The sequence below is a fragment of the Lentzea sp. NPDC004782 genome (assembly GCF_040609115.1).
GTDB lineage: Bacteria > Actinomycetota > Actinomycetes > Mycobacteriales > Pseudonocardiaceae > Lentzea.
The window spans coordinates 18,312-39,222 of the sequence record NZ_JBEXJN010000047.1 but is presented as its reverse complement, the minus strand read 5'-3'; the positions used below and the strand labels follow the sequence as shown (position 1 = coordinate 39,222).

Genomic DNA, 20,911 nt, shown 5'->3' with positions numbered 1-20,911 from the left:
CTTTCATCCACTGTGGACCGGGGGTTGCGCCGTGCCCCGCACGAGACGCAGGCGCGACACGTCGAGCACGGTGTCGCCGCGCACCACCACCTCGGCGGGAGGGGTGTGGCCCAGGAAGCCGAGCAGGCTCGCGGTGAGCCCGTAGGCGCCCACGTTGGGCACGACGACGAGGTCACCGGGGCGCACGGCGGGCATGCGGATACCGCGGCCGAGCGTGTCCAGCGGCGTGCAGAGCGGACCGACCAGCGTCGCGGTCACCTCGCCCGGCTCCCGCCGTCCGAGGGGCACGACGTCGGGCGCGAGCCGGGGCAGCCGGCGCAGACCGGACATGCCGCCGAGGTGGTTGACGCCGGTGTCGAGGACGACGAACAGCTCCCCCTTGGAGGACTTGACGTCCACGACCCGCGTGACCAGCGCACCGGAGTCGCCGACGAGGTGACGGCCGGACTCGAACGCGATCAGCGGCGCGCCGTCCCGCCAGCCCGGCAACCGCCGGTCCAGCAGAACGGTGAGCCGCGCGGCCAGCCCGGGGAACCGGGGCCGCTCACCCCGGTGTGCGTAGGGCGCCCCGAACCCGCCGCCGAGGTCGACCTCCTCCAGCCGCCCGAGCCGGCCGGACAGCGCGGTGGCGAGGTCGACGGCCACCTCGAACTGGCGTACCAGCGCGTCCTCGTCGAGGAAGTTGCTGCCCATGTAGAGGTGCAGGCCGGTGACGACCGCGGCGGCGTGACCGAGGAACGACGCCGGGTCGGCGGCGACCCACGACGCGTCGGCGCCGAACTGCGAGGCCGTGCCGGTCATGGTCAGGCCGGTGCCCGCCACCCCCTCGTCCGCGTTGACCCTGAGCAGGCACCTCGCCTCGACCCCGTGCCTCGCCGCGCGCTCGCCGACCGCCCGCAGGTCGGTGGGCGAGTCGACGGAGAACCGGGTCACCCCGAGGCGCAGCGCGTGCTCCAGCACGGCGCCGGACTTGCCCGGCCCGGTGAGCAGCACCTCGCCCGGGGGCACGCCCGCCGCCAGCGCCGCGTCGACTTCGCCGTCCGAGCTGACCTCGGCACGGCACCCGAGGCGAGCGAGGGTGCCGACGACTGCCGGGTGGGGGTTGGCCTTCAGCGAGTAGTAGAGGACCGACGGGTGCGGAAGCGCGCGCCGCAGGTCGGCGTGGGCGGCTTCGACGGCGGCGAGGTCGTAGACGTAGGCGGGCGTGCCGACGAGGTCTGCGACGTGTTCCGCGGCGGGCGCGGTGGTGGCGCACCGGGTGCCCGCGTCGTTCAGCGCGGTCATCGTGCACCGCCCCGGCGGGCCAGCAGTTCCGCCAGCCCCTTCTTGTCCACCTTGCCGTTCACGCTGAGCGGCAGGGCGTCGAGCACCACCACCTGGCTCGGCAGCTTCTGCTCCTCCAGCCGGTCCCCCAGCTGCTCCACCAGGTACGGCACGAGGAGGTCGCCCGCGACCGCCAGCCGCGACCCGGACGAGTCGTCCGGCGGCAGCACGGCGGCCAGCTCCACCCCCGGCACGTCCAGTGCCGCCGCCTCGATCTCCAGGCAGCTCACCCGGATGCCGCGCTGCTTGTAGATGTCGTCGTCGCGGCCGATGAAGTACAGATGACCGTCCTCGTCGAAGCGGCAGCGGTCTCCGGTGTGCAGCACCGGCTGGTCGAACGCGTCGCGGCGGAACCGGCGGGCGGTCAGCTCCGGCGCGCGCCAGTACCCGGCCATCACGTTGGGTCCGCGCACCACCAGTTCACCGGCCTCGCCCGCCGGTAGACGGTGACCGTCCTCGTCGGCGGCGTAGGCCTCGGTGCCGGGCAGGGGCAGGCCGCACGAGCCCGGCCGGGTCAGGTCGGCGTTCGGCTCGGCGATGGAGACGCGCTTGCACTCGGTCAGGCCGAACATGGCCACGACGTCGAGCCCCGGCACGGCCTCCCGCAGCCGCACGGACGCCGTGACCGGCAGCGCGGCGCCGGTGTTGGTCACCATCCGCAGCCGCTGCGGAGGCCCGCCGGCGCGGCCCACGAGCCGGCCCAGGGTCGAGGCGAGGCTCGGCACCAGCGGGAACACCGTGGTGCCGTGCTCGGACAGCCGGCGCAGCAGCGCGGGGCCGGCGTCGCCGTCGTCGCCGACCACCAGGCACGCTCCCGCCCGGCAGGACAGGAACATCTGGTACTGGCCGTAGTCGAAGGACAGGGGCAGGCAGCAGAACACCACGTCGTCGGGGCGGTAGCCCAGCCGCGCCTGGATGGCGGCCACGGCGAACAGCACCTGGGCGTGGGTGGAGATCACCGCCTTGGGCATGGAGGTGCTGCCCGACGTGTAGATCAGTGCGACCGGGTCGGTGCCCGCGCACGGGTCGCCGGCGGGCAGGGGCTCGGACGGCGTGGCGGGCAGCTCGGCCAGCCGGTGCACGGGCACGTCGACCGACAGGCGGTCGGCGGCCTCGTCCGTGGCCAGGACGAGCCGAGGCTCGCTGTCGCCGAGGATGTGGTCGAGGTGGTAGGGGCGGATGCGGTCGCTGAGCACGACGTGCAGCGCGCCGAGCCGGGAGCAGGCGTGCACGAGCGCGGTCGTCTCCAGCGCGTGCGGTGCGAGCAGCAGCACCCGGTCGCCGCGCGTGACACCCCGGCCGCGCAGCCACTGGGCGCAGGCGAGGGACCTGGTGCGCAGGTCCCGGTAGGTCCAGGTCTGCTCGCCGCGGCGCACGGCGGGTGCGTCGGGGGTCAGTTCGGCCCGCCGGTCGAGCAGGTGGTGCAGCAGGAAGGCCGTCATCGGACCGCCTCCCGGTTCGCGCCGGCGACGGTGGTCGCGAGCAGGTCGGTGAGCGAGTCCAGCGAGTCGAACGCCTCGGGGACGATCAGGTCCGCGGGGACTTCCACGCCCAGGTCGGTCTCCAGGCGTTCCAGCACGGCGACGACCGCGATCGAGTCGAAGCCCGGCAGGTCGAACAGCGAGTGCGCCGAACGCGGCGCGCCCGGTGGTGTGCCGAGCACCGCGGCCACCGCGTGCGCGGCCCGGTCGGCCAGTTCCTGTCTCTGGGGCCGCATCAGACTTCCTTCCCGATGGTGGTGACGAGGGCGGGCAGGTCGGCGCGGGCGACCTTGCCGGTGCTGGTGCGGGGCAGGTCCGGCACGACGTGCACGGCGCCGGGCACCATGTAGCCGGGCAGCCTGGCCCGGCAGTGCGCGAGCACGTCCGCCCCGGTGAGCGCGCCGCGGTCGGGCCGGGGCACGACCAGCGCGTGCAGCCGGTGGGTCAGCTCGGGGTCGGAAACGGCGACGACCACCACCTCGGCCACGTCCGGGTGGGTGCCGGCGGCGGCCTCCACGTCACCCAGCTCGACCCGGTAGCCGCGCGTCTTGACGAGTCCGTCGCGGCGGCCCAGCAGGTGCAGCAGGCCGTCCGCGTCACGGCGGGCGATGTCGCCGGTGCGGTAGCAGCGGCGCGGTCCGGCGGGGGTCGGCAGCTCGACCGTCGCGCGAGCCGTGAGGTCCGGCCGGCCGAGGTAGCCGGGGGTGACGCAGTCGCCGGTCACCACCAGCTCGCCCTCGCCGGCGCCGTCGAACGACGCCGTGCCGTCCGCTCCGAGCAGGCCGATCAGAGTGCCGTCGACCGGGCGCCCGACGGGGACGCGGCCGTCCGGATCGGGTGGGCCGTCCAGCACGTGGCTGGTGATGACGTTGGTCTCGATCGGGCCGTAGAGGTTGGCCACCGTCGCCTGTGGGAGCGCGTGCATCAGCTCGGCGAGCGCGGCGGCGCGGAACTCCTCCCCCGCGTACAGGACGCGCCGCAGTGCGGGCAGCCCGTCGGCGCGCAGCGTCGAGCGCCGCAGCAACGCGGTCAACGCCGACGGCACCGCGTACAGGTGCGTGATCGCGCGCTCGACGAGGAACCGGTGCAGCGCCTGGGGGAACAACGCGTGCCGCTCCGGCACGGGATGCAGCTCCGCGCCCGCGCCCAGCCCGACGTAGACGTCGTAGACGGGCAGGTCGAAGTGCAGCGGCGCGTGCACGGCCACCCGGTCGCCCGGCCGCAGCGGGAACGCGGCCGCGGCCCAGTCGACGAACGCGGCGGCGTTGCGGTGGGTGATCACGACGCCCTTGGGCGTACCGGTGGAACCGGAGGTGTAGAGGACGTACGCCTCGTCGTCGGGGTGCAGCCGCGGGAAGCCGGACGCCGGGGTGCCCGGTGCGGTGACGGCGGGGACGCCGAGGTCGTCGCCGCCGATGGCGACGGCGCACGCCGAGTCGGCCACGACGAACCGCTGCCGCTCCTGCGGTGCGGACGGGTCGACCGGCACGTAGGCGCATCCGGCCCGCAGCACGGCGAGCATCGCGAGCACCGTGCCCGGCCGCTTGGTGCTGACCACGGCGACCCGGCCGCCGGGGACGACCCGGTGCAGCAGCGCCGCTGCCAGGCCGTCGACGGCGGTGGTGAGCTCGCGGTAGGAGATCGTCGCACCGGCGGCGTCGACGAGGGCGGTGGCGTCCGGTGTGCGCCGAGCCGCGGCCAGGACGCGATCGAGCACGGTGATCATGCGGCGCTCCTCGTCGTCTCGACCACCCAGCGGGCGACGGCGGTCTCCTGCTCGGTAGCGATCCGGACGGCGTCGAGCACCGAACGCGGCGCGGCCCGGCCGGCGTGGACGCGGCGGGTGGCGACGTAGGCCATTTCGGACGCCTTGCGCCACGCGGGAACCAGCTCGGCCTCGAACCGGGCGGGCAGTTCCTCCACGCCGATGCGGCGCAGCTCCGCGCGCTCGTCGATCAGCCACAGCCGGTGCAGCGACCGGTCCCGGACGAGCAGCCAGATCTGCAGCGCCAGGTTCTCCACGGCCTCCCTGCCGAGGTCGGCGTGCCCGTCGAGCAGCCGGTCGAACGAGCCGTCCCGCTCGGCGGCGAGGATTCCCTCCGCGTTGGTGCCGACCTGGTGCGGCACGTCGACCGGCGTGGGCTCGCCGACGCGGTCGAGCACGGCCCACGAACCGTCGCCGAGCGCGAGCGCCACGTCCGCCAGGCCGACCTTGGCCCTCAGCGGCACGGCGCGGCCGTAGGCGGTGGCGTTGTCGTAGGGGTCGACGACGTGCAGCACCGGTTCCCTGGACTCACCCAGCGGATCGATCCCCTCGACGACGAACCCGTGCGCCATGTGCTCGTTGCGGTGGTACGGCAGCCACGGCATGTGGAAGGCGTCGCCGACGACCAGCACGGCCCTGCCCGCGTGCAGTTCGGCGTGCCAGGCCAGCACGGCCGCTGCGACGTCACCGCCGACGTCACGCCAGCGGGGCGTGAACCCGGTTCGCGTGGCGAGCCACGTGTCCTGGTCTCGGGACGGCAGGTTCAGCCGGGGCGGCCCGTCGGAGTCCTCGATCAGGCAGAACTTCCAGCGGGACGCGAACGGGGTGCGGACGTCGTCCACCCCGGCCTGCGCCAGCAGCAGGGCGAGGTCGTCGGAGACGCAGTCCAGCAGAGCTGAGTCGACCCGGTTCAACAAAGCCGCGCACGGTGCGAACGCGAGCGATTGGACAAATGCGACCACGCAATTCCCCCCTAGAACGAATAACCGACTTGCTCAAACGAACACACACGCCGAAGAGGCGCGCACGAATACGTGTACACGCGACCAGAACGCGCCAAACCACGTTTCCCCAGACCGGGATCCGGTAGCCGCTCACTGTTTGACGGCACCCGCCCGGGCCTTTCGATTACAACTCGCAGTTCATTGGTACTGCCACACCAGGAGGGGCGCAAGTGCGAAAAAAGTTGACCGAACAGGTTTATGGATCAGCCGGGACCAGCAGCGAAACGTCATCACCCTGGCCAAACCACGCCACTCGGCCGCACCCCCCTACCGGCCGGCGCAACCAGGTTTGCTCCAGACGTACCAGCGCTGTCCGGGAATTGATCCGGAGGGGTCACAATTTTTCGTCGTCCTTTTCGGACATTGACTCTTCAGATCATTTGCCGGGTGGAGTTGTGAGTGGCACGGACTTCTGCTTCCGTGAAGTCGACGACCTTTATCGCAGAACCGGACGGAGCCATGATCGAAACCATTGTGTCGAACGCGCGCCGGGCGGCCGACGCCGCTCCGCCGGTGGGTGACCCGGCGTACACGGCCTTCGCGGACGCGGTGCGCGGACACCTCGAGGAGTGCTGGGACGAGGTGCTGGCCGCCAACGAGGCGGACGTGCGATCCGCCCGTGACGCGGGCCTGTCGCCCGCCATGGCCGAGCGGATGGGACTGACCGGCGCGCATCGCGACGCCGTGGTCGAGCTGACCCGGCGGGTCGCGAAGGACCTGCCTGAGGTGACCGCGCCGGGACCGGAGGTGCGGGGCGCCGGGCGCAGCCGGGCTCGCCTGGTGGCCAGGCCGCTGGGTGTGCTGCTCATGGTCTACGAGTCGCGCCCCATGGTGACGCTGGACAGCGCCGTGCTCGCGGTGTGCGCGGGCAACGCCGTGCTGCTGCGCGGAGGCAGCGAATGCCGCGGCTGCAACGCCGTGCTGGCCGGGGTCATCGCGTCGGCGCTGCGGGAGTCCGGCCTGCCGGAGCACCTGGCCCAGGTGTTGCTGGACACCGACCGCGCCGGCCTGCGCGAGCTGATGAAGCGCGACGACGCGATCGACGTCCTGCTGCCCCGCGGCGGCGCGGGCCTCGTGTCGTACTGCCGCACCGCGTCCCGGATCCCGGTGATCGCGGGTGGCGCGGGCGTCAACCACCTGTACGCGCACTCCTCCGCCGACCCGGACGAGGCCGTCCGCCTGGTCCTCGACAGCAAGCTGCCCGACCCCGCCGGCTGCACGGCTCTGGAGATGCTGCTGCTGGACGAGGGCCTGGCCGACGGCTTCTTCTCCGCGCTGATCGGCCAGCTGCACGAGCCGGACGTGCGGGAGCTCGTGCTGCGCGTGCCCGCCGAGGTCTCCGAGCGGCTGCCCGCCGAGCTGACCGGTGCGCTCGAAGTGCTGGAACTGGCCGGGAACGACGACGGCCGGGAGTTCCTGGACACCACGCTGGGCGTGCGTGTGGTGTCCGGTGTGGACGAAGCGGTGCGGCACGTGCGGAGGTTCGGCACCGGGCACACGGAAGGCGTCGTGGCCCGCTCGGCCGAGGTGATCGACCACTTCACCGCACACGTCGACGCGGCCGCCGTCGTGGTCAACGGTTCGTTGCGGCTGCACGACGGACCCACGATGGGCGCGGGCCCGGAGATCGCGATCAGCACCGGCCGGCTGCACGTGCGCGGCCCGGTCGGCCTGGCCGCCCTGCTCACCAGGAGCTGGGTGGTCGACGGGGGCGGGGCCGTCCGGTTCCGCCACGACGGCACCGAAGGGGAGGACCGATGACGAAGGCGGACGCCGGCGTGCGCGACGAGGTGAACGCGGCGGTGAAGAAGATGGTGGTGGCCGAGTCGAGGCTGACGATCGACCCGGCGACGGTGGGCGACACCGAGCCGTTGAACGGCGAGGTGCTGCGGGTGACCTCGGTCGGTTTCCTGTCCATGCTGATCCGGTTGGAGGACGAGCTGGGCGTGACACTGCCGGACGACCTCTTCGCGGGCCGCAGCTTCCACACCGTGGCCGACCTGGTGGACGTGGTGACGCCCACCTGCACGGGCCAGAGGGCCGGATGAGCACGCCCACCGCACCCGAGGAGGCCGGTACACGGGCGTTGAGCTGCTACACCGCGAACCTCGCCCGCTATCTGCTGCGCGACGACCCGGACGCGCTCGACGCCATCGCCCGCTCGGTGCGCCTGGCCGTGCGGGTGGACCTGCCGGGCGACGCGCTCGCGGTGTCCCATCACGCCGTGCCCCTGCACGAACTGCCGAGGGAGGGCGTGCTGGAGCACGCCTCCGCGGCGACCGGAGAATCCGCTCTGGCAGGCGTCGCCGAGGAGTTCGACCGGCGCGGCCAGGTCGTCGTCGCGGCCTCCAGCGCGGCGCTGCCGTGGTCGGTCGCCCGCGCGGAGGACAGCGCACCGCACCTGCTGCTGGTGGACGGCCGCGGCCGCGGCTGGTGGCACGTCGTGGACGACTTCTCCGCCTTGCTGCCGCAGGGACGGCAGGAGCCGTTCGAGGGGCGGGTGGAGGACGCCGCGCTGCTGTCCGCGATGGCGCCGGTCCCCGTGCGGCGACCCGAGCACCGGTTGCGCGACGAGCACCTGTTCGGCGTGCCCGTGCCGCCACCGCCGGCCGACCGCTACCGGTGGTTCGTGCTCGGCCCCCGCGGTCACCGCTCCCCCGGTCTGCCGGGTGGCTGGCGGCTCGGGGCGGACGCGATCGGGGCGCTGGGCGAGTTCTGGATCGCCTTGGGCGAACGCCCTGGCCGGGCGAGGTTCCTCGACGACGTGTGGGCCGCCTCCCAGCACCACACGTTCCGCTACGCACGGCTGCTGCACACCCGGCACCCCACCGGTCAGGACGCCGAGAAGTTCCTCGCCGCTTGCGCCGCGTGGCGCGACCTGCCGATGGCGCTGCACTTCGCCGTGCGGTCCGCCGAACGGGGCCGGTCCAGGCCGACCGTGGTCAAGGCGACGTTCGACCACCTGCACGCGGTGGAAACCGCGGCCCAGCAGGTGATCGGTCGCTACGACTACCTTTGCGCGACATGACGATCGAACTGTGGATGCGCAGCGAGGTGCGGGCCACCGAGCGCCGCGCGCCGATCACGCCGGCCGACGCCGCCTCGCTCGTGCGCGAAGGCTTCGCCGTGACTGTCGAGCGGTCCGCGCAACGCGTGCACCCGATCGAGGACTACGCCGCCGCGGGCTGCTCCGTGGCCGACGAGGGCAGTTGGGTCGACGCACCGGGGGACGCCGTGGTCGTCGGGCTGAAGGAGCTGCCGGAAGATCCACCCGCGCTGCGGCACCGGCACGTGTTCTTCGGGCACGCCTACAAGCAGCAGGAAGGCGCGGAACGGCTGCTGCGCCGGTTCGACGCGGGTGGCGGTGTGCTGCTCGACCTGGAGTACCTGACCGACGACTCCGGCAGGCGGCTCGCGGCGTTCGGCTACTGGGCGGGGTACGTCGGCGCGGCGCTGGCCGTGCTGCACCACCGCGGCGAACTCGACGCACCGCTGCGGCCCACGTCCGTGCCCGAACTGGACGCGCGGCTGGCCGGCGGAGCCCCGCTGAACGCGGTGGTCGTCGGTGCGCTGGGGCGGTGCGGTCGCGGCGCGGACCGGGCGCTCACGGCCGCCGGCGTCACACCGACGCGCTGGGACCTCGCCGAGACGCGCGATCTGGACCGGTCGGCGTTGCTGCGGCACGACGTCATGGTCAACGCCGTGCTCACGTCCTCGCCGGTGCCCCCGTTCCTGCGGCCCGCCGACCTCGACGCGCCAGGGCGTGTGCTGCGGACGCTGTGTGACGTGACGTGCGACGTCGGCTCGCCGTTCAACGTCCTGCCGATCTACGACCGCACGACCAGCTGGGAGAGCCCTGCGCGGGCGCTGCGCGACGAGCCGCCGCTGGACCTCATCGCGATCGACAACCTCCCGTCGCTGGTGCCGCTGGAGGCCACCGACGCGTTCTCCGCCGACCTGCTGCCGCTGCTGCTGGACCTGCCCCGGTCGACCTCGCCCTGGCAGCGCTGCGAGCGGCTGTTCCACGACACCGTCACATCGATGAAGGAGGCGTCCCGATGACCGACCTCGTCCCGCCCACCGGCCGGGTGCACTGGATCGGCACCGGACTGTCCACCGGCAGCGGGCTGGGCGTGCTCGCGTCGTCGCACGACGTGGTGCTGTGGGCACGCACCGAGGAGAAGGCGGAGCGGTGCCTGGCCGGGCTCGGCCTGACCGGGAAGGCGGGCGTGCGGCGGTTCGGCCACGACGCGCTGGCCGCCGAGCTGCGCGCGGGCGACGTGGTCGTGTCGATGCTGCCCGCGCCCGAGCACCCGGCCCTGGTGCGGCTGTGCCTCGACCGGAGCGCGCACTTCGCGTGCTCCAGCTACGCCTCCGACGAGCTCGTCGCGCTCGGGCAGGACGCCGCGGACCGCGGTGTGGTCGTGCTGACCGAGGCAGGTCTCGACCCCGGCATCGACCACCTGTACGCGCACCTGCTCGTGGAGCGCGCGAAGGCGGAGATCGGCGCGGACACCCCGGCGTCGGCGGTGTTCACGTCCTACTGCGGTGGACTCCCGGCCGAGCCGAACGAGTTCCGCTACCGCTTCAGCTGGGCGCCGCGCAGCGTGCTGACGGCGCTGCGCACGGCCGCCCGGTACGTGGAGAACGGACGGGAGCGGGTCGCGGAAAGGCCGTGGGAGGCGACCAGGCCTCAGACCGTCAACGGCGAGACGTTCGAGGTGTATCCCAACCGCGACAGCGTGCCGTTCATCGGGCAGTACCAGGTGCCCGGCGCCTGGCGGCTGGAGACGTTCGTCCGGGGCACCGTGCGCCTGCACGGCTGGCGCCGAGCCTGGTCCGAGGTGTTCGCCGTGCTGCGGGAGGACGACGACGACCGCGTCACCGCGCTGGCGGGCGAGCTGGCCGAGAAGTACCCGATGAACGACGACGACCTCGACCGCGTCGTCCTCTCCGTGGCGCTGACCCTCGAGACCGAGGACGGGCGGCGCTGGTCGGGCGAGTACGTGCTGGACCTGGTGGGCGACCGCGAAGAGACCGCGATGGCGCGGACGGTGTCGGTGACACTGGCGTGCGGGGTGGCCGACCTCCTGGCGGGTCGCACCGAGCCGGGCCTGCACCGGGCGACGGCGGAATCCGCCGCGCGCTGGCTGGACTTCCTGTCACAGCACGGTGTGCGAAGCGAGCTGAGGGTGCCGGCGTCTTCGAGCACGTGATGCGGTGACGTCCGTCCGAACCGGACTTCGCACTCGAACCAGGCATCGGGCGCTTTCGTCCCTGCGACTCAACGACTTGGTTGAGCCGCAGGGACAAAAGCGCTCTCCGCCCCGGTGCCGCGCCGACCACACGCGAGGAAACCCGCCATCCAGCAACGGCATCGCGCGGAAGTCCCGGACACGGCGAATCCGATTGTCGTCGATCCGGCCGACCGGCGGTCATGAGGTGAACGGCACCCGCGTCCAGCTCAGGACGGCGCGGTCGCGGGGGTCGATGGTGACGCGCAGGTAGTTGTTCACGGCGGTGGAACCGTCGACCGTGACGCGCGTCAGGTTGTTCACGGGCCGGTCGACGCCGTAGAAGGAAAGCCACTTGGAGCCGGCCGCGAGTGGCTGGTCGTCGTTGTAGACGTGGCTGTCGCCGTTGAACAGGTACACCGGGCCGTGGAAGCCGGCGGACTCGCGGGCGATGGCCTGCACGATCGGCTGGAAGGCGAAGTAGTCCTCATAGGACGGGCTGGGAACCGTGGGGTCGAACATGTCGGCCTGCGTGAGCAGGACAACCGCCCTGTTGTGGTCGGTGCGGGCCTGAGCGAACGTGTCGCGGATGCTCTGGATCACCGCGGCGGTGCGGGTGAGCACCTCGGCGGTCTGCTCCGGGGTCGGGCCGGTCTTGCCGGTCCACGGAGCCAGGCTGTTGTTGCTGCCGACGATGTGCAGCCCGGCGAACGCCACGCCGGCGCGGGTGTAGCGCACGTCCTCCGGGATGCCCTGAGCGGCCTGCGAGATGACCTCGGCCGGGTGCTGCCCGAGGGTGTGGCCCGGCTCGGGGAAGAAGACCGAGCGGATCTCGGCCAGACGTTCGAGCGGGTTGTAGGCGCCGTTGTTGGTTCGGTGGCAGTCGGTCCACTCGTTGTCGCCGACGGTGTAGACCAGCGGATCGGTGAACCTGTCGAACTGCGCCTTCACCCAGGTGAAGTACTCGTCGCTGCACACGGACGAACCGCTCTTGATGTCGCCGAGGTGGTCGACGAACTGCACCTGCGGATCATCGTTGATCTGCTGCACCACGCGCGGGAACCTGGCGATCTGGTCGGCGCCGTAAGGAATGTCGCCGATCACCGCGAAGGTGTACCTGCCCCCGTGCCCGTTGCCGTGGTCGTCGGCGTGATCGGGTGTGACCGCGGCACCGGCCGGCCCGATCCCGAACGCAGCCAGGGTGAGACTTGCGGCGATGACAGCAATGCGACGAGCTTTCACAGTTCTCCCCTTCCCGGCGAACACCGCTGGACTCTCTGCCGCGCTGCTGAACGACGCACGACGTTGCAGTCGCACCCGGATGAACAGAAGTCGTACCAGAAAGGTCCGAAAGCGCGAAACCGCAAGCCTGTGACGGAACCTTCCACTACGACCCGATCTGCACGTCTTGCCTGTTCGGAGCCTGGATTTCGCTCAGTCACAAGACCGCCGGCGGGTGGAACTCCCCCAGGCCCGAGACGGTGTCCCGGTCCAGCCAGTAACGGCGCGGCTCCGAGAGATACACGTCCACACTGACTGCGCGAATTCCGGGGATTCCGGCCAGTTCCGCGTCGACGAACGCGGCCAGCGCGGCGCGATCGGCCACCAGACCTGTGCACAGGACGGAGATGTCGCTGGCGACGTGCACGCTGACGCGGGTCTGGGGCAGCCTGTCCAGGCGGCGCATGACGGCGGGCGTCTCGCCAGGGGCGACTCGCAGTCGGAGCAGGAACGGGGTGCGGAACCCGAGCCATTCCGACACGGCTTCGAGTCGTGGGCGGACCCACTTCTCGTCGAGGACGCGGCGGACGAGGCGATGTGCCGTCGAGGTGGGCAGTCCCGCGGCGCGGCCGATGCTCGCGGCGGAGGCTCTGGCGTCCCGCATCAGCAGTGCGACCACGGTGCGTTCGGCGTCGCTCAGGGGTTTGCCGGTCGCGGTCGCGTTTCCCTCGGTCCGGTCGCCGGTCAGGGCCAGCAGCTCGGCCCGTTCCGCGTCGGTCAGGAAGCCGGGGTCCCAGCTGAAGCCGCGGCGCAGGGTGGTCAGGGCGGGCAGGGCGTTGACGCGGCGCACGCCCCGGATGGAGAACAGGCGGTCGATCGCCTCGCTGGTGGCAGCTTCCGACGGGGCGTGCACCACCGCGTAGACCGGGTAATCGCCGGAGATCTGCGCCAGCAGCTGCACGTGCGGCACGGAGCGCAGCCGGCCGAGGACGGCGAGCGGAGTGGCGCCCGTGACGTCGAGGAACAGGTGAACCGGCATCGCGGTGGAGTGCACGCCCCAGTCGGCCTGACCGATCACGCGGATCATCCGCGCGTCGTGCAACCGGTTGAACCTGCGTTTGAGCGTGCTCGCGTCGGCGGCGAGCACTTCGCCGATGTCGTCCCACGTGGCACGCGGCGCCAGGTGCAGCGCGCCGATGAGGCGGCGGTCGAACTCGTCGAGCTTCGGAGGAGCCATCATCCCGCCTCATGTGCCAGTAATTCCCACTGAATCGGTTACACGCTAGCGAATCTTCCATCTAATGGTCACTGTATGCCGAAAGTTCCCTCAAGCGCCCCGACGAGGTACCGATGACCACCACCGCCGAACCGCAGTCGAGAGTGCTGCGCGCCGCGTTCCGCTGCGTCGCCGCCATCGAGAAGGCAGGCAACCGGCTGCCCAACCCGTTCTGGCTCTTCTGGCTGTTCGCGGGCGGTGTGGCCGTGCTGAGCGCCGTGCTCGCGGCGATGCACGTCCACGCGGTGAACCCGGCGACGAACAAGGTCGTCGAGGTCGCCGGCCTGCTCAGCAGGGACGGGCTCACGCTGGTCGTCGCGAACGCCGTCGAGAACTTCGCGAGTTTCCCGCCGCTGGCCACGATCCTCACCGTGATGCTGGGGATCGGCGTCGCCGAGCGGAGCGGGCTGCTCTCGACGATGCTGCGGCGCATGGTCGCGCGGGTGCCGGCCAAGTACCTGACCTTCGCGCTGTCGATCACCGCCATGGTCAGCCACGTCGTCGGTGACGCCGCGTACATCACGCTGATCCCGTTGGGAGCGCTGATCTTCCGCGCGGCGGGCCGCAGTCCGGTGCTCGGCTGCATCATCGCCTACGTCTCGATCTCCGCGGGCTACGACGCGTCCCCGGCGCTGACCAAAACCGACGTGCTGCTGTCGTCGATCTCCACCGCCGCGGCCCGCACGATCGACAAGCACCACGTCGTCACGCCGGTGGCCAACTACTTCTTCGGCCTCGCCTCGTCGTTCCTCATCGCGACCGTGATCACGGTCGTCGTGGAGACCGTCCTCGCGCGACGCTCGGACCTGGAGGCGGACCAGCCGAGCACCGAACTGGAGGCCGCCGAACGCGACGCGATGACCGTGACCCCGCAGCAGCGCCGCGCGCTGCGGGTGACCGGCCTGCTCGCGCTGGGTTTCATCGCACTCGCGGTGATCTGTCTGGTCCCGGCGTCGTCACCGTTGCGCGGTGAAGGCGGCGGCATCGTCAACTCGCCGCTGATCACCGGCATCGCGGTGGTCCTGGGTGTGTTCTTCGCGGTCGTCGGCACCGTCTACGGCCGCCTGACCGGAACGCTGCCCGCCGCGCGCGACGTCGTCGCCGCCATGGCCGACGGAGTCCGGTCGATGGCGCCCATCCTCGTGCTGTTCTTCGCCATCTCCCAGTTCCTCGCCTACTTCAAGTGGACCAACATCGGCGAAGTCCTGGCCATCACCGGGGCCGAGGCGGTGCGGGACCTGCGGTTGCACGGCTGGGTCGTGCTCGTCGGCATCGCCGTGCTGATCACCGTGATGAACCTCGTCATCACCAGCGGATCGGCACTGTGGTCGCTGGCCGCACCGGTGCTCGTACCGATGCTCATGCTGGTCGGCATCGACCCCGAGACCACCCAGGCCGTCTACCGCGTCGCCGACTCCGTCACCAACTGCGTCACCCCGATGAGCCCGTACTTCGTGATGGCCCTCGGATTCATCCAGCAGTACCGCAAGTCAGCGGGCATCGGCACGCTGGCCTCGTTCACCATCCCGATCGCCGCCGTGGTCTGGATCGTCTGGGTCGCGTTCTTCGTCGCCTGGTACCTGCTGGGCGTCCCGTTCGGGATCAGCGCCTCATGACACACGACCTCACGGCGGACATCGTCGCCGACATCCTCTCCCTCGTGAACCACGAGACGTCAAGCCACGACCTGCCCGGCCTCGCCGCGGGACTGGACCACCTGCGAGACCTGGCCACGGCCCGGCTCGGACCACCCGACGTGCAGCGGCGCCACCGCGGCGACGGATGCGGTGACACCGCCACGCTGACCTACACCGGCACCGGTCCCGGACACGTCGCCCTGATCGGCCACTACGACACGGTGTGGCCGCCCGGCACCCTCGCCGACTGGGCACCACCCGCGGCCGGCCGCAGCCCGAAGCTCGGCGGTCCGGGCATCTTCGACATGAAAACCGGTCTGGCACAAGGAATCTGGGCCCTGAAACTGGCCAGGGACGCCGGTGGACCGGTGCCGACGGTGACGTTCGTCTTCAACGGCGACGAGGAGATCGGCTCACCCTCCTCACGCCCGATCATCGAACACACGGCCGCCGAGGCCGACGCGACCCTGGTGCTGGAACCCTCCGCCGACGGCGCGGTCAAGACCGCCCGCAAAGGCACCGGAACGTTCACGGTGACCGCCACCGGCATCGAGTCGCACGCCGGGCTCGCCCCCGAGGCCGGAGCCAGCGCCGTCCACGCGCTGGCCGAGTTCGTCACCGCCGCCTCGGCAGTCGCCGCACCGGACGCGGGCACCACCGTCAACGTCGGCCTGATCAACGGCGGCACCGGCGCCAACGTCGTCGCCGGCCGCGCCACCGCGACCATCGACATCCGCGTCCGCACCCAGCAGGAAAAGGACCGGGTCGACGCCGAACTGAAAGCGATCAGAACCAGCGACCCCCGCGTGCGCATCGTCATCACGCACGGCTGGAACCGGCCGCCGATGACCCTGAACGCCGCATCGGCCCGGCTGCTCGACCTCGCCCGCGCCGTCGCCCAGGACCAGGGCCACGACCTGCGCGACGCCGCGGTCGGTGGCGCGAGCGACGCGAACTTCGTCGCCGCGCTCGGCCTGCCGGTGCTGTGCGGGTTGGGCGCCGTCGGCGGCGGCGCCCACGCGCGGGAGGAGTTCATCTGTCCAGACACCGTCCAGCCGCGGACCGCACTGCTCGCCGGACTGCTGACCCGGCTGGCGACCTGGCACCGCAACCCGCAGTCAACCTGAGGAGTGGTCAGTCGCTCAGCAGAACCCGGTCGACCACGAGGTGTCCCCGCACACCGGTGGCCTGGCCGACCGCCCGCACCTGGGCGCTCTGCCCCCGCAGGCCGCTGACGTCCCAGCCGACCGATACCGGCTGCAACACGGAGATCCTTCGCACCGCCCTTGCCGTACACGTGCCGCAGCGGATCGCCTGCTCCGGAGGATGGCGCTCCTGCACCAAGGACGAGCGGATCAGAGCTGCCGCGTCCGCGCTGCTGAACCGCGAACCGACGCGGCCGGCTGGATCTTCGTGTCGACGCCACCGGTGTAGCCGAGCCGTCCCTTGGTGACGACGATGACGATGAGGCTCAGCACGCCGAGGCCGAGCACAGGCCCCCAGAGCAGTTCTTCACCGGCGTCGGGGAAGAACTCGGAGAAGGCGACGGACTGGAAGTTGTTGATCGAGCAGTGCAGCAGCATGACCAGGGGCAGGCTCTGGCGTCCCTTGTTGTAGACCAGGGTGATCAGGAAGCTCATCTCCATGGCCATCACGGCGAAGCGGGCGATCGTTTCAGCGGTGACGTCGGGACCTGCCCAGGGGGTGAGGAACAGCGGCAGGTGCCAGGTGATCCACAGAACGCCGAGGACGAACGTGGCGATCATCGGCTGGTGGCGCTGCTGGAGCCGGCTGAGGGCGAAGTCCCGCCAGCCGGGTTCCTCGGCCAGGCCGGTCGTGAAGAACTGGAGCACCAGCATCGGCACGTAGACGACCAGCACCATCAGCGAGGGCACCCGGAAGCCTTCGGCGTCGGTCGCCGCCAGCGTGCCGAGCAGGACCGCCACGGGGACGGCGAACAGAGCGAACGCGTACCACAGGACGCCGGCGCGGAACTGGAAGAGCCGCTTGCGCCACCGTCGCAGACCTTCGCGGCCCTCGGTGGCGGCGGTGACGGTGAACGCGGCGGTCAGCGGGCCGAGGTACGCGCCGGGCAGGATCGCGGTGAGCTGGTTGCCCATCAACAGGTCCGGGTACCGGAAGTGCAGGACGCCGAACCCGTCCAACGACAGGATGTAGGGCACCCAGGCCAACCAGCTGATGCCGTTGGCCAGGGCGAAGAACGTGATCAGCGGGAAGCGCCGGACCAGCGTCTGCCAGCGGTGGGAAGCGGCGCGGCCGGAGCCCGCAACGGGGATCGAAGTCATGGTCGGAAGACTAGGAATCGATCTTGCGGGGGTCAGTGCAGTCAAGGGGCGTTCTCATGGTGGAGCCTGCTCCACCGCCATGGACGTCGCTGTGCACGGCTGGCCGTCCACGCAAACTCATAGCCGCCAAGGGTGCACGCCGGCCTCAGACGAGCCGGAACCGATGAGCCTTGGGAGCAACTCCGCGCGTCGAACATGCCAGAACGGTCCTCAATGGACCTGAACTGACCCGCGCTCACCTGCCAGGGTGTTGTTTCCGCAGGTCGGCGCGGTACCGGCGCCATAGTTCACACAGAAGGAGTCCTCGAGCCGACCTCAACTCCGCTCAACTGCGCCAAACCGCAGGTCAACAGGTCTGAACGGAGGCGTACGACGATCACGGCACAGGTGAGCACTTAGTACTTCCGGGAGCAGGACACGACCGGATCTGATAGCTCCGAACGCACGCTCATGCCGAAGTGCGGGCAGGCGGTGAGGTGGTTCAAGGGCGCTGGAGGGCGTTGCGGACCAGGTCCAGTGTCTGGTCCGCGGTGAGGCCGAGGTGGCGGCAGGCGGCGGTGAAGTCGCGTGCGAGCTGGTCGGTGCGGGCGCGTAGCGAGTTGCCGGCGTCGGTGATGATGGCTCCACGTCCTCGGCGTAGTTCGACCAACCCCTCGTCGCGTAGTTGCTGGTATCCGCGCAGGACGGTGTGCAGGCCGACACCGAGGGCCGCGGCGGCTTCCCGGGCGGGGGGCAGGCGGTCGCCCGGCTGGATCGAGCCGTCGGCGATGCCCGCGCGGACCGATTGGGCGACCTGGTCGGCGAGTTGCACCGGGGAGGACGGGTCAATGGCGATCAGCATCGGCGGGTCAGGCTCCCGTCGTCGTACCGGTGGTCCGTTCGCGGGCCAGCTGGCCGTTGATCAGCGCGACGGCGGCCACCGGGTCGCGGAGACTCACGATGAAGGGCCGGTCGCCGGTCAGCCGCAGGATCACCACGGGCCCGCGTCCGGTGACGTACCCACGGCACCGCTTGTTCTCGGTAAGCCCCCAGCCCGCGACCGGGGCATGCTCAGCGATCTCGGCCTGCCGCACGTGCTCGTAGGGCACGCGGCGTCGCGCGCGGCCGAGCAGTGGCAGGGTCACCAGCACGCCGGTGCTGTCGATCTGGATTCGTGCCGTGGCCTGCAACACCATGAACAGCCCCAGCGCCAGCAGCATCACGGCGGCGCCGGACGCAGACATCCCCAGCAGCGCCAGCGGCGCACACAACACGAGTACAAGGCCGACCACCCGAGCCTTGACCGACCACACCACTTGGCTGAACATCGCCCGTTCGGTCCGGCCCAATCGCCTGGCCGGCAGGTCCGGTGCAGGAGCCTCAGCCGCTTCCGGCAAGGTTGGTGCAGGGCCGGCCAGCAACCATCCCACGGCTCCACCACACAGCCCAACCACCGGTGGCAGCGCGTCGTACCACCATGCCATTGGCTGGCTGGGATAACCGTGCACGTCGAGCACGGACAGCACGCCGACGGCCGCGCTGAGGGCGGCCGTCGTGCTGGCCCCCCAGCTGCCCGCGACCAGCACCCGTTGCAGGTGCGGCCACTGCCGCACCCGCCAGACCACTGCCCCGAACACGGCCGCCCACAACAGGCAGTACAGCCATTCAGCGCTCCACGACGACCAGGTCGGGGCGAGGTAGGCATACCCCGACCCCACCCGTGACCAGCCCTGCACGTACGCGTGATCCGGCAAGCGATCCCCGTAGACCGCCACCAGCAGCCACGGCACTGCCGCCACACACGCCATCGGAGCCACGGCCAGTACCAGCCAACGGAGCCGACCGCCACCCGCCCACTCTCGGAACCTCACCATCGCCCCACCCCTGATTGTTACTAAAGTAGCGTAACAAGCACTACCATTAGGTGGCAGTCTCGCGGGCTTGTCAAGTGCACCGCAGCGGGAACACAACACACGCTCGTGCTGCGAGTCGAGATCCGCGAAGTCGGTGCCGAGTTTCCTGATCTTCGCGCTGGAAGCGGCACGATCTCCTAAGCTCCGCCCGTGAAGCGACTGATCGTGGCCGTCCTGTGCCTGGTTGCGGCCGCCTGCGGCGCCCCGGGCCCGAGCTCCGACCCGACCTCGACGTCCACTTCGGCCTCCACGACGGCGTCGAAGCCTGCTGACGACTCGCAGGCCGTCCTCCGCGCGTTCGAAACCTGCATGAAGGCCGTTGAGGCCAAGGACGGCGCCGCGGCCCTACCGGTGTTGACGAGCAGCACCTTCACCACGTACGACCAGATCAGGCAGCAAGCCCTCACCGGCACCGAGCAGACGCTCCCCGCCTTGGGACTGAACGGCCGGCTGCTCGCGTACGCGATGCGCGGCGACCTGGACCACGCGATGCTGCGCACCGCATCGCCTCAGGACCTCGCGAAGGCGATCATCGACAAGGGGCTCGTCGGCGACGACAGCCTCCGCGACGTCGCCCTGGGCAAGCTGACCATCAACAACGGCAAGGCGTTGGCCAGGGTGACCGTTCGTGGTGAAGCGTCGACGGAGCTGTTCGGCTTCGCCCTCGAGGACGGCGCGTGGAAGTTCGACCTGCCGGCCGTGGCCGCCTTCTCGGAGCAGGCGCTGAACGGGCTCAAGAACCAGCAGGGCCTGACCGCCGACCAGCTGTTCGACCAGCTCCTCACCACGAAGTACGGCCCGGCCAAGGCCGCCGATGTCCGCAAGCCCGTCGGCGCCTGACTCCCCGGCGAACGCACTCACCTGCCGCCGAGGGGTGCCGACCTCGAACACGCACTCATGTCGACGTCGTCGGGTGCCTTCAGCGTGCACCTGGCTCGTTGACGCAGTTGCATGGTTTTCCTGGCTCCGCTTCCGATCCGTGACCGCGCAGGCAACGCGTTGGTGGGGTTTCGTGTCGTCACCGATGTGGAGTTGGAGCGCGCGGGTGATCGGGTGGGCGTTCCGGCGTCCGTGGTCGTGGTCGAGCACGCGGACTGCGTGCTCATGATGTTCGACAGCTGGCGAAGGCAGTGGGAACTGCCGGGAGGAGCACGCGAGCCGGGCGAGACGCCGCGTCGGACCGCGGTTCGGGAGCTGCACGAAGAGACTGGCATCCGCGGACTGGAACCGGACGGCGTCGCGGTGGCCGAGTTCGATCTCATCAACCCGGACCGGCACGAACTGCTCGCCGTCTACCGGGTCCGGCTCCAGGCCGCGCCCCGCCTGCTGGTCGACGCCGAGGCGCTCGGCTTCCTGTGGTGGCCACCGTCGGACGCCGTGGGTGAGGACATGACCCCGCTCGACGCCGAGATCGCCAGACGCGTCATCCAACTCTCGACCGAGTGAAACGACCGGACCAGACCCTCGACGTCCGCCCTCGCCGGCGGGCGGATCAGCCGCGGACACGGCCTCGTCCAGCGCGATGAGTGTCTTCTCCGGGCGCCCTGGTCGCGAAGTCCCCGCCGGGGGCTCCCGCTGCCTGGACGTCTACACGACGAAACCGCGTTGCCGGCAAAGCGTTTCCGGTCGACCGGCGGGGTTAGGCGCAATTTCGAGGGGTAGTTCGGTACGAGTGGGACCCACCCCTGGCTTGGACGGGGCGGTGGGCCTGACCGCGCTCGGGACGTCGTCCAAAACCGTGGCGAGCTCTCCGCGTGCCGCGGTGTCACCGG

20 protein-coding genes are annotated in these 20,911 nt (G+C 71.1%); 9 read left to right on the top strand and 11 right to left on the bottom strand.

Going from position 1 to position 20,911, the window contains the following annotated elements; all coding sequences use genetic code 11:
* Positions 1-3: 3 nt before the first annotated feature.
* Genes ABZV40_RS34140 through ABZV40_RS34120 form a run of 5 tightly spaced genes read right to left on the bottom strand, consistent with a single transcriptional unit; the run spans position 4 to position 5,486 of the window.
* Positions 4-1,284 carry a type III PLP-dependent enzyme gene (locus ABZV40_RS34140; RefSeq protein WP_355451084.1) on the bottom strand — a complete coding sequence of 427 codons (1,281 nt, stop codon included), beginning with the start codon at positions 1,282-1,284 and terminating at the stop codon, positions 4-6.
* Positions 1,281-2,765: a class I adenylate-forming enzyme family protein gene (locus tag ABZV40_RS34135; RefSeq protein ID WP_355451081.1), complete on the bottom strand. Its 1,485-nt coding sequence runs from the start codon at positions 2,763-2,765 to the stop codon at positions 1,281-1,283. Before ABZV40_RS34135 ends, ABZV40_RS34140 begins: the two co-directional genes overlap by 4 nt.
* Positions 2,762-3,040 carry an acyl carrier protein gene (locus ABZV40_RS34130; protein WP_355451078.1) on the bottom strand — a complete coding sequence of 93 codons (279 nt, stop codon included), beginning with the start codon at positions 3,038-3,040 and terminating at the stop codon, positions 2,762-2,764. The genes ABZV40_RS34135 and ABZV40_RS34130 overlap by 4 nt, the downstream gene beginning before the upstream one ends.
* Positions 3,040-4,530, bottom strand: a complete 1,491-nt coding sequence (locus tag ABZV40_RS34125) for an amino acid adenylation domain-containing protein (RefSeq protein WP_355451075.1) — start codon at positions 4,528-4,530, stop codon at positions 3,040-3,042. Before ABZV40_RS34125 ends, ABZV40_RS34130 begins: the two co-directional genes overlap by 1 nt.
* On the bottom strand, positions 4,527-5,486 hold the full coding sequence (locus ABZV40_RS34120; RefSeq protein WP_355451072.1) for a hypothetical protein: 960 nt from the start codon (positions 5,484-5,486) through the stop codon (positions 4,527-4,529). Before ABZV40_RS34120 ends, ABZV40_RS34125 begins: the two co-directional genes overlap by 4 nt.
* A 546-nt stretch (positions 5,487-6,032) precedes the next feature.
* Here ABZV40_RS34120 and ABZV40_RS34115 point away from each other — a divergent pair.
* From ABZV40_RS34115 to ABZV40_RS34095, 5 genes are read left to right on the top strand one after another with little or no spacing between them, the layout of a single operon-like run.
* Complete coding sequence (locus tag ABZV40_RS34115; RefSeq protein ID WP_355451069.1) at positions 6,033-7,334, top strand: glutamate-5-semialdehyde dehydrogenase; 1,302 nt, start codon at positions 6,033-6,035, stop codon at positions 7,332-7,334.
* Entirely contained in the window at positions 7,331-7,621 is a 291-nt protein-coding gene (locus ABZV40_RS34110) for an acyl carrier protein (RefSeq protein WP_355451066.1), read from the top strand. The genes ABZV40_RS34115 and ABZV40_RS34110 overlap by 4 nt, the downstream gene beginning before the upstream one ends.
* Positions 7,618-8,601 (top strand): hypothetical protein, encoded by a 984-nt coding sequence (locus ABZV40_RS34105; RefSeq protein WP_355451064.1) that lies wholly within the window; start codon positions 7,618-7,620, stop codon positions 8,599-8,601. Before ABZV40_RS34110 ends, ABZV40_RS34105 begins: the two co-directional genes overlap by 4 nt.
* The gene (locus tag ABZV40_RS34100) at positions 8,598-9,635 is read left to right on the top strand and encodes a saccharopine dehydrogenase (RefSeq protein WP_355451061.1); all 1,038 of its coding nucleotides are present in this window, start codon (positions 8,598-8,600) and stop codon (positions 9,633-9,635) included. The genes ABZV40_RS34105 and ABZV40_RS34100 overlap by 4 nt, the downstream gene beginning before the upstream one ends.
* Positions 9,632-10,789 (top strand): saccharopine dehydrogenase family protein, encoded by a 1,158-nt coding sequence (locus tag ABZV40_RS34095; RefSeq protein WP_355451058.1) that lies wholly within the window; start codon positions 9,632-9,634, stop codon positions 10,787-10,789. Before ABZV40_RS34100 ends, ABZV40_RS34095 begins: the two co-directional genes overlap by 4 nt.
* Before the next feature lie 219 nt (positions 10,790-11,008).
* On the opposite strand, the gene ABZV40_RS34090 is transcribed toward ABZV40_RS34095, so the two are convergent.
* Positions 11,009-12,049, bottom strand: coding sequence for a metallophosphoesterase (locus ABZV40_RS34090; protein WP_355451055.1), 1,041 nt, complete (start codon positions 12,047-12,049; stop codon positions 11,009-11,011).
* A gap of 196 nt (positions 12,050-12,245) precedes the next feature.
* Positions 12,246-13,268 carry an Lrp/AsnC family transcriptional regulator gene (locus tag ABZV40_RS34085; RefSeq protein ID WP_355451052.1) on the bottom strand — a complete coding sequence of 341 codons (1,023 nt, stop codon included), beginning with the start codon at positions 13,266-13,268 and terminating at the stop codon, positions 12,246-12,248.
* Between the two features lie 110 nt (positions 13,269-13,378).
* Here ABZV40_RS34085 and ABZV40_RS34080 point away from each other — a divergent pair, with 110 nt between their 5' ends.
* A complete protein-coding gene (locus ABZV40_RS34080) occupies positions 13,379-14,920 on the top strand; it encodes an AbgT family transporter (protein WP_355451049.1) in 1,542 nt (513 codons plus the stop codon).
* Positions 14,917-16,068, top strand: coding sequence for a M20 family metallopeptidase (locus ABZV40_RS34075; protein WP_355451046.1), 1,152 nt, complete (start codon positions 14,917-14,919; stop codon positions 16,066-16,068). Before ABZV40_RS34080 ends, ABZV40_RS34075 begins: the two co-directional genes overlap by 4 nt.
* Before the next feature lie 7 nt (positions 16,069-16,075).
* On the opposite strand, the gene ABZV40_RS34070 is transcribed toward ABZV40_RS34075, so the two are convergent.
* The 4 genes from ABZV40_RS34070 to ABZV40_RS34055 all read right to left on the bottom strand — a co-directional run bounded on the left by ABZV40_RS34070 (position 16,076) and on the right by ABZV40_RS34055 (position 19,025).
* Complete coding sequence (locus tag ABZV40_RS34070; protein ID WP_355451043.1) at positions 16,076-16,207, bottom strand: hypothetical protein; 132 nt, start codon at positions 16,205-16,207, stop codon at positions 16,076-16,078.
* A gap of 89 nt (positions 16,208-16,296) precedes the next feature.
* The gene (locus ABZV40_RS34065) at positions 16,297-17,247 is read right to left on the bottom strand and encodes a CPBP family intramembrane glutamic endopeptidase (protein WP_355451040.1); all 951 of its coding nucleotides are present in this window, start codon (positions 17,245-17,247) and stop codon (positions 16,297-16,299) included.
* A 481-nt stretch (positions 17,248-17,728) separates the two neighbouring features.
* Entirely contained in the window at positions 17,729-18,088 is a 360-nt protein-coding gene (locus tag ABZV40_RS34060; protein ID WP_355451037.1) for a GntR family transcriptional regulator, read from the bottom strand.
* A 7-nt stretch (positions 18,089-18,095) separates the two neighbouring features.
* On the bottom strand, positions 18,096-19,025 hold the full coding sequence (locus ABZV40_RS34055; RefSeq protein ID WP_355451034.1) for a hypothetical protein: 930 nt from the start codon (positions 19,023-19,025) through the stop codon (positions 18,096-18,098).
* A 264-nt stretch (positions 19,026-19,289) separates the two neighbouring features.
* Between ABZV40_RS34055 and ABZV40_RS34050 the strand changes: the two genes are divergently transcribed.
* Both ABZV40_RS34050 and ABZV40_RS34045 read left to right on the top strand, forming a co-directional pair.
* The gene (locus ABZV40_RS34050; protein ID WP_355451031.1) at positions 19,290-19,979 is read left to right on the top strand and encodes a hypothetical protein; all 690 of its coding nucleotides are present in this window, start codon (positions 19,290-19,292) and stop codon (positions 19,977-19,979) included.
* A 162-nt stretch (positions 19,980-20,141) separates the two neighbouring features.
* A complete protein-coding gene (locus tag ABZV40_RS34045) occupies positions 20,142-20,585 on the top strand; it encodes an NUDIX hydrolase (protein WP_355451028.1) in 444 nt (147 codons plus the stop codon).
* The last annotated feature ends 326 nt before the right edge of the window (positions 20,586-20,911 follow it).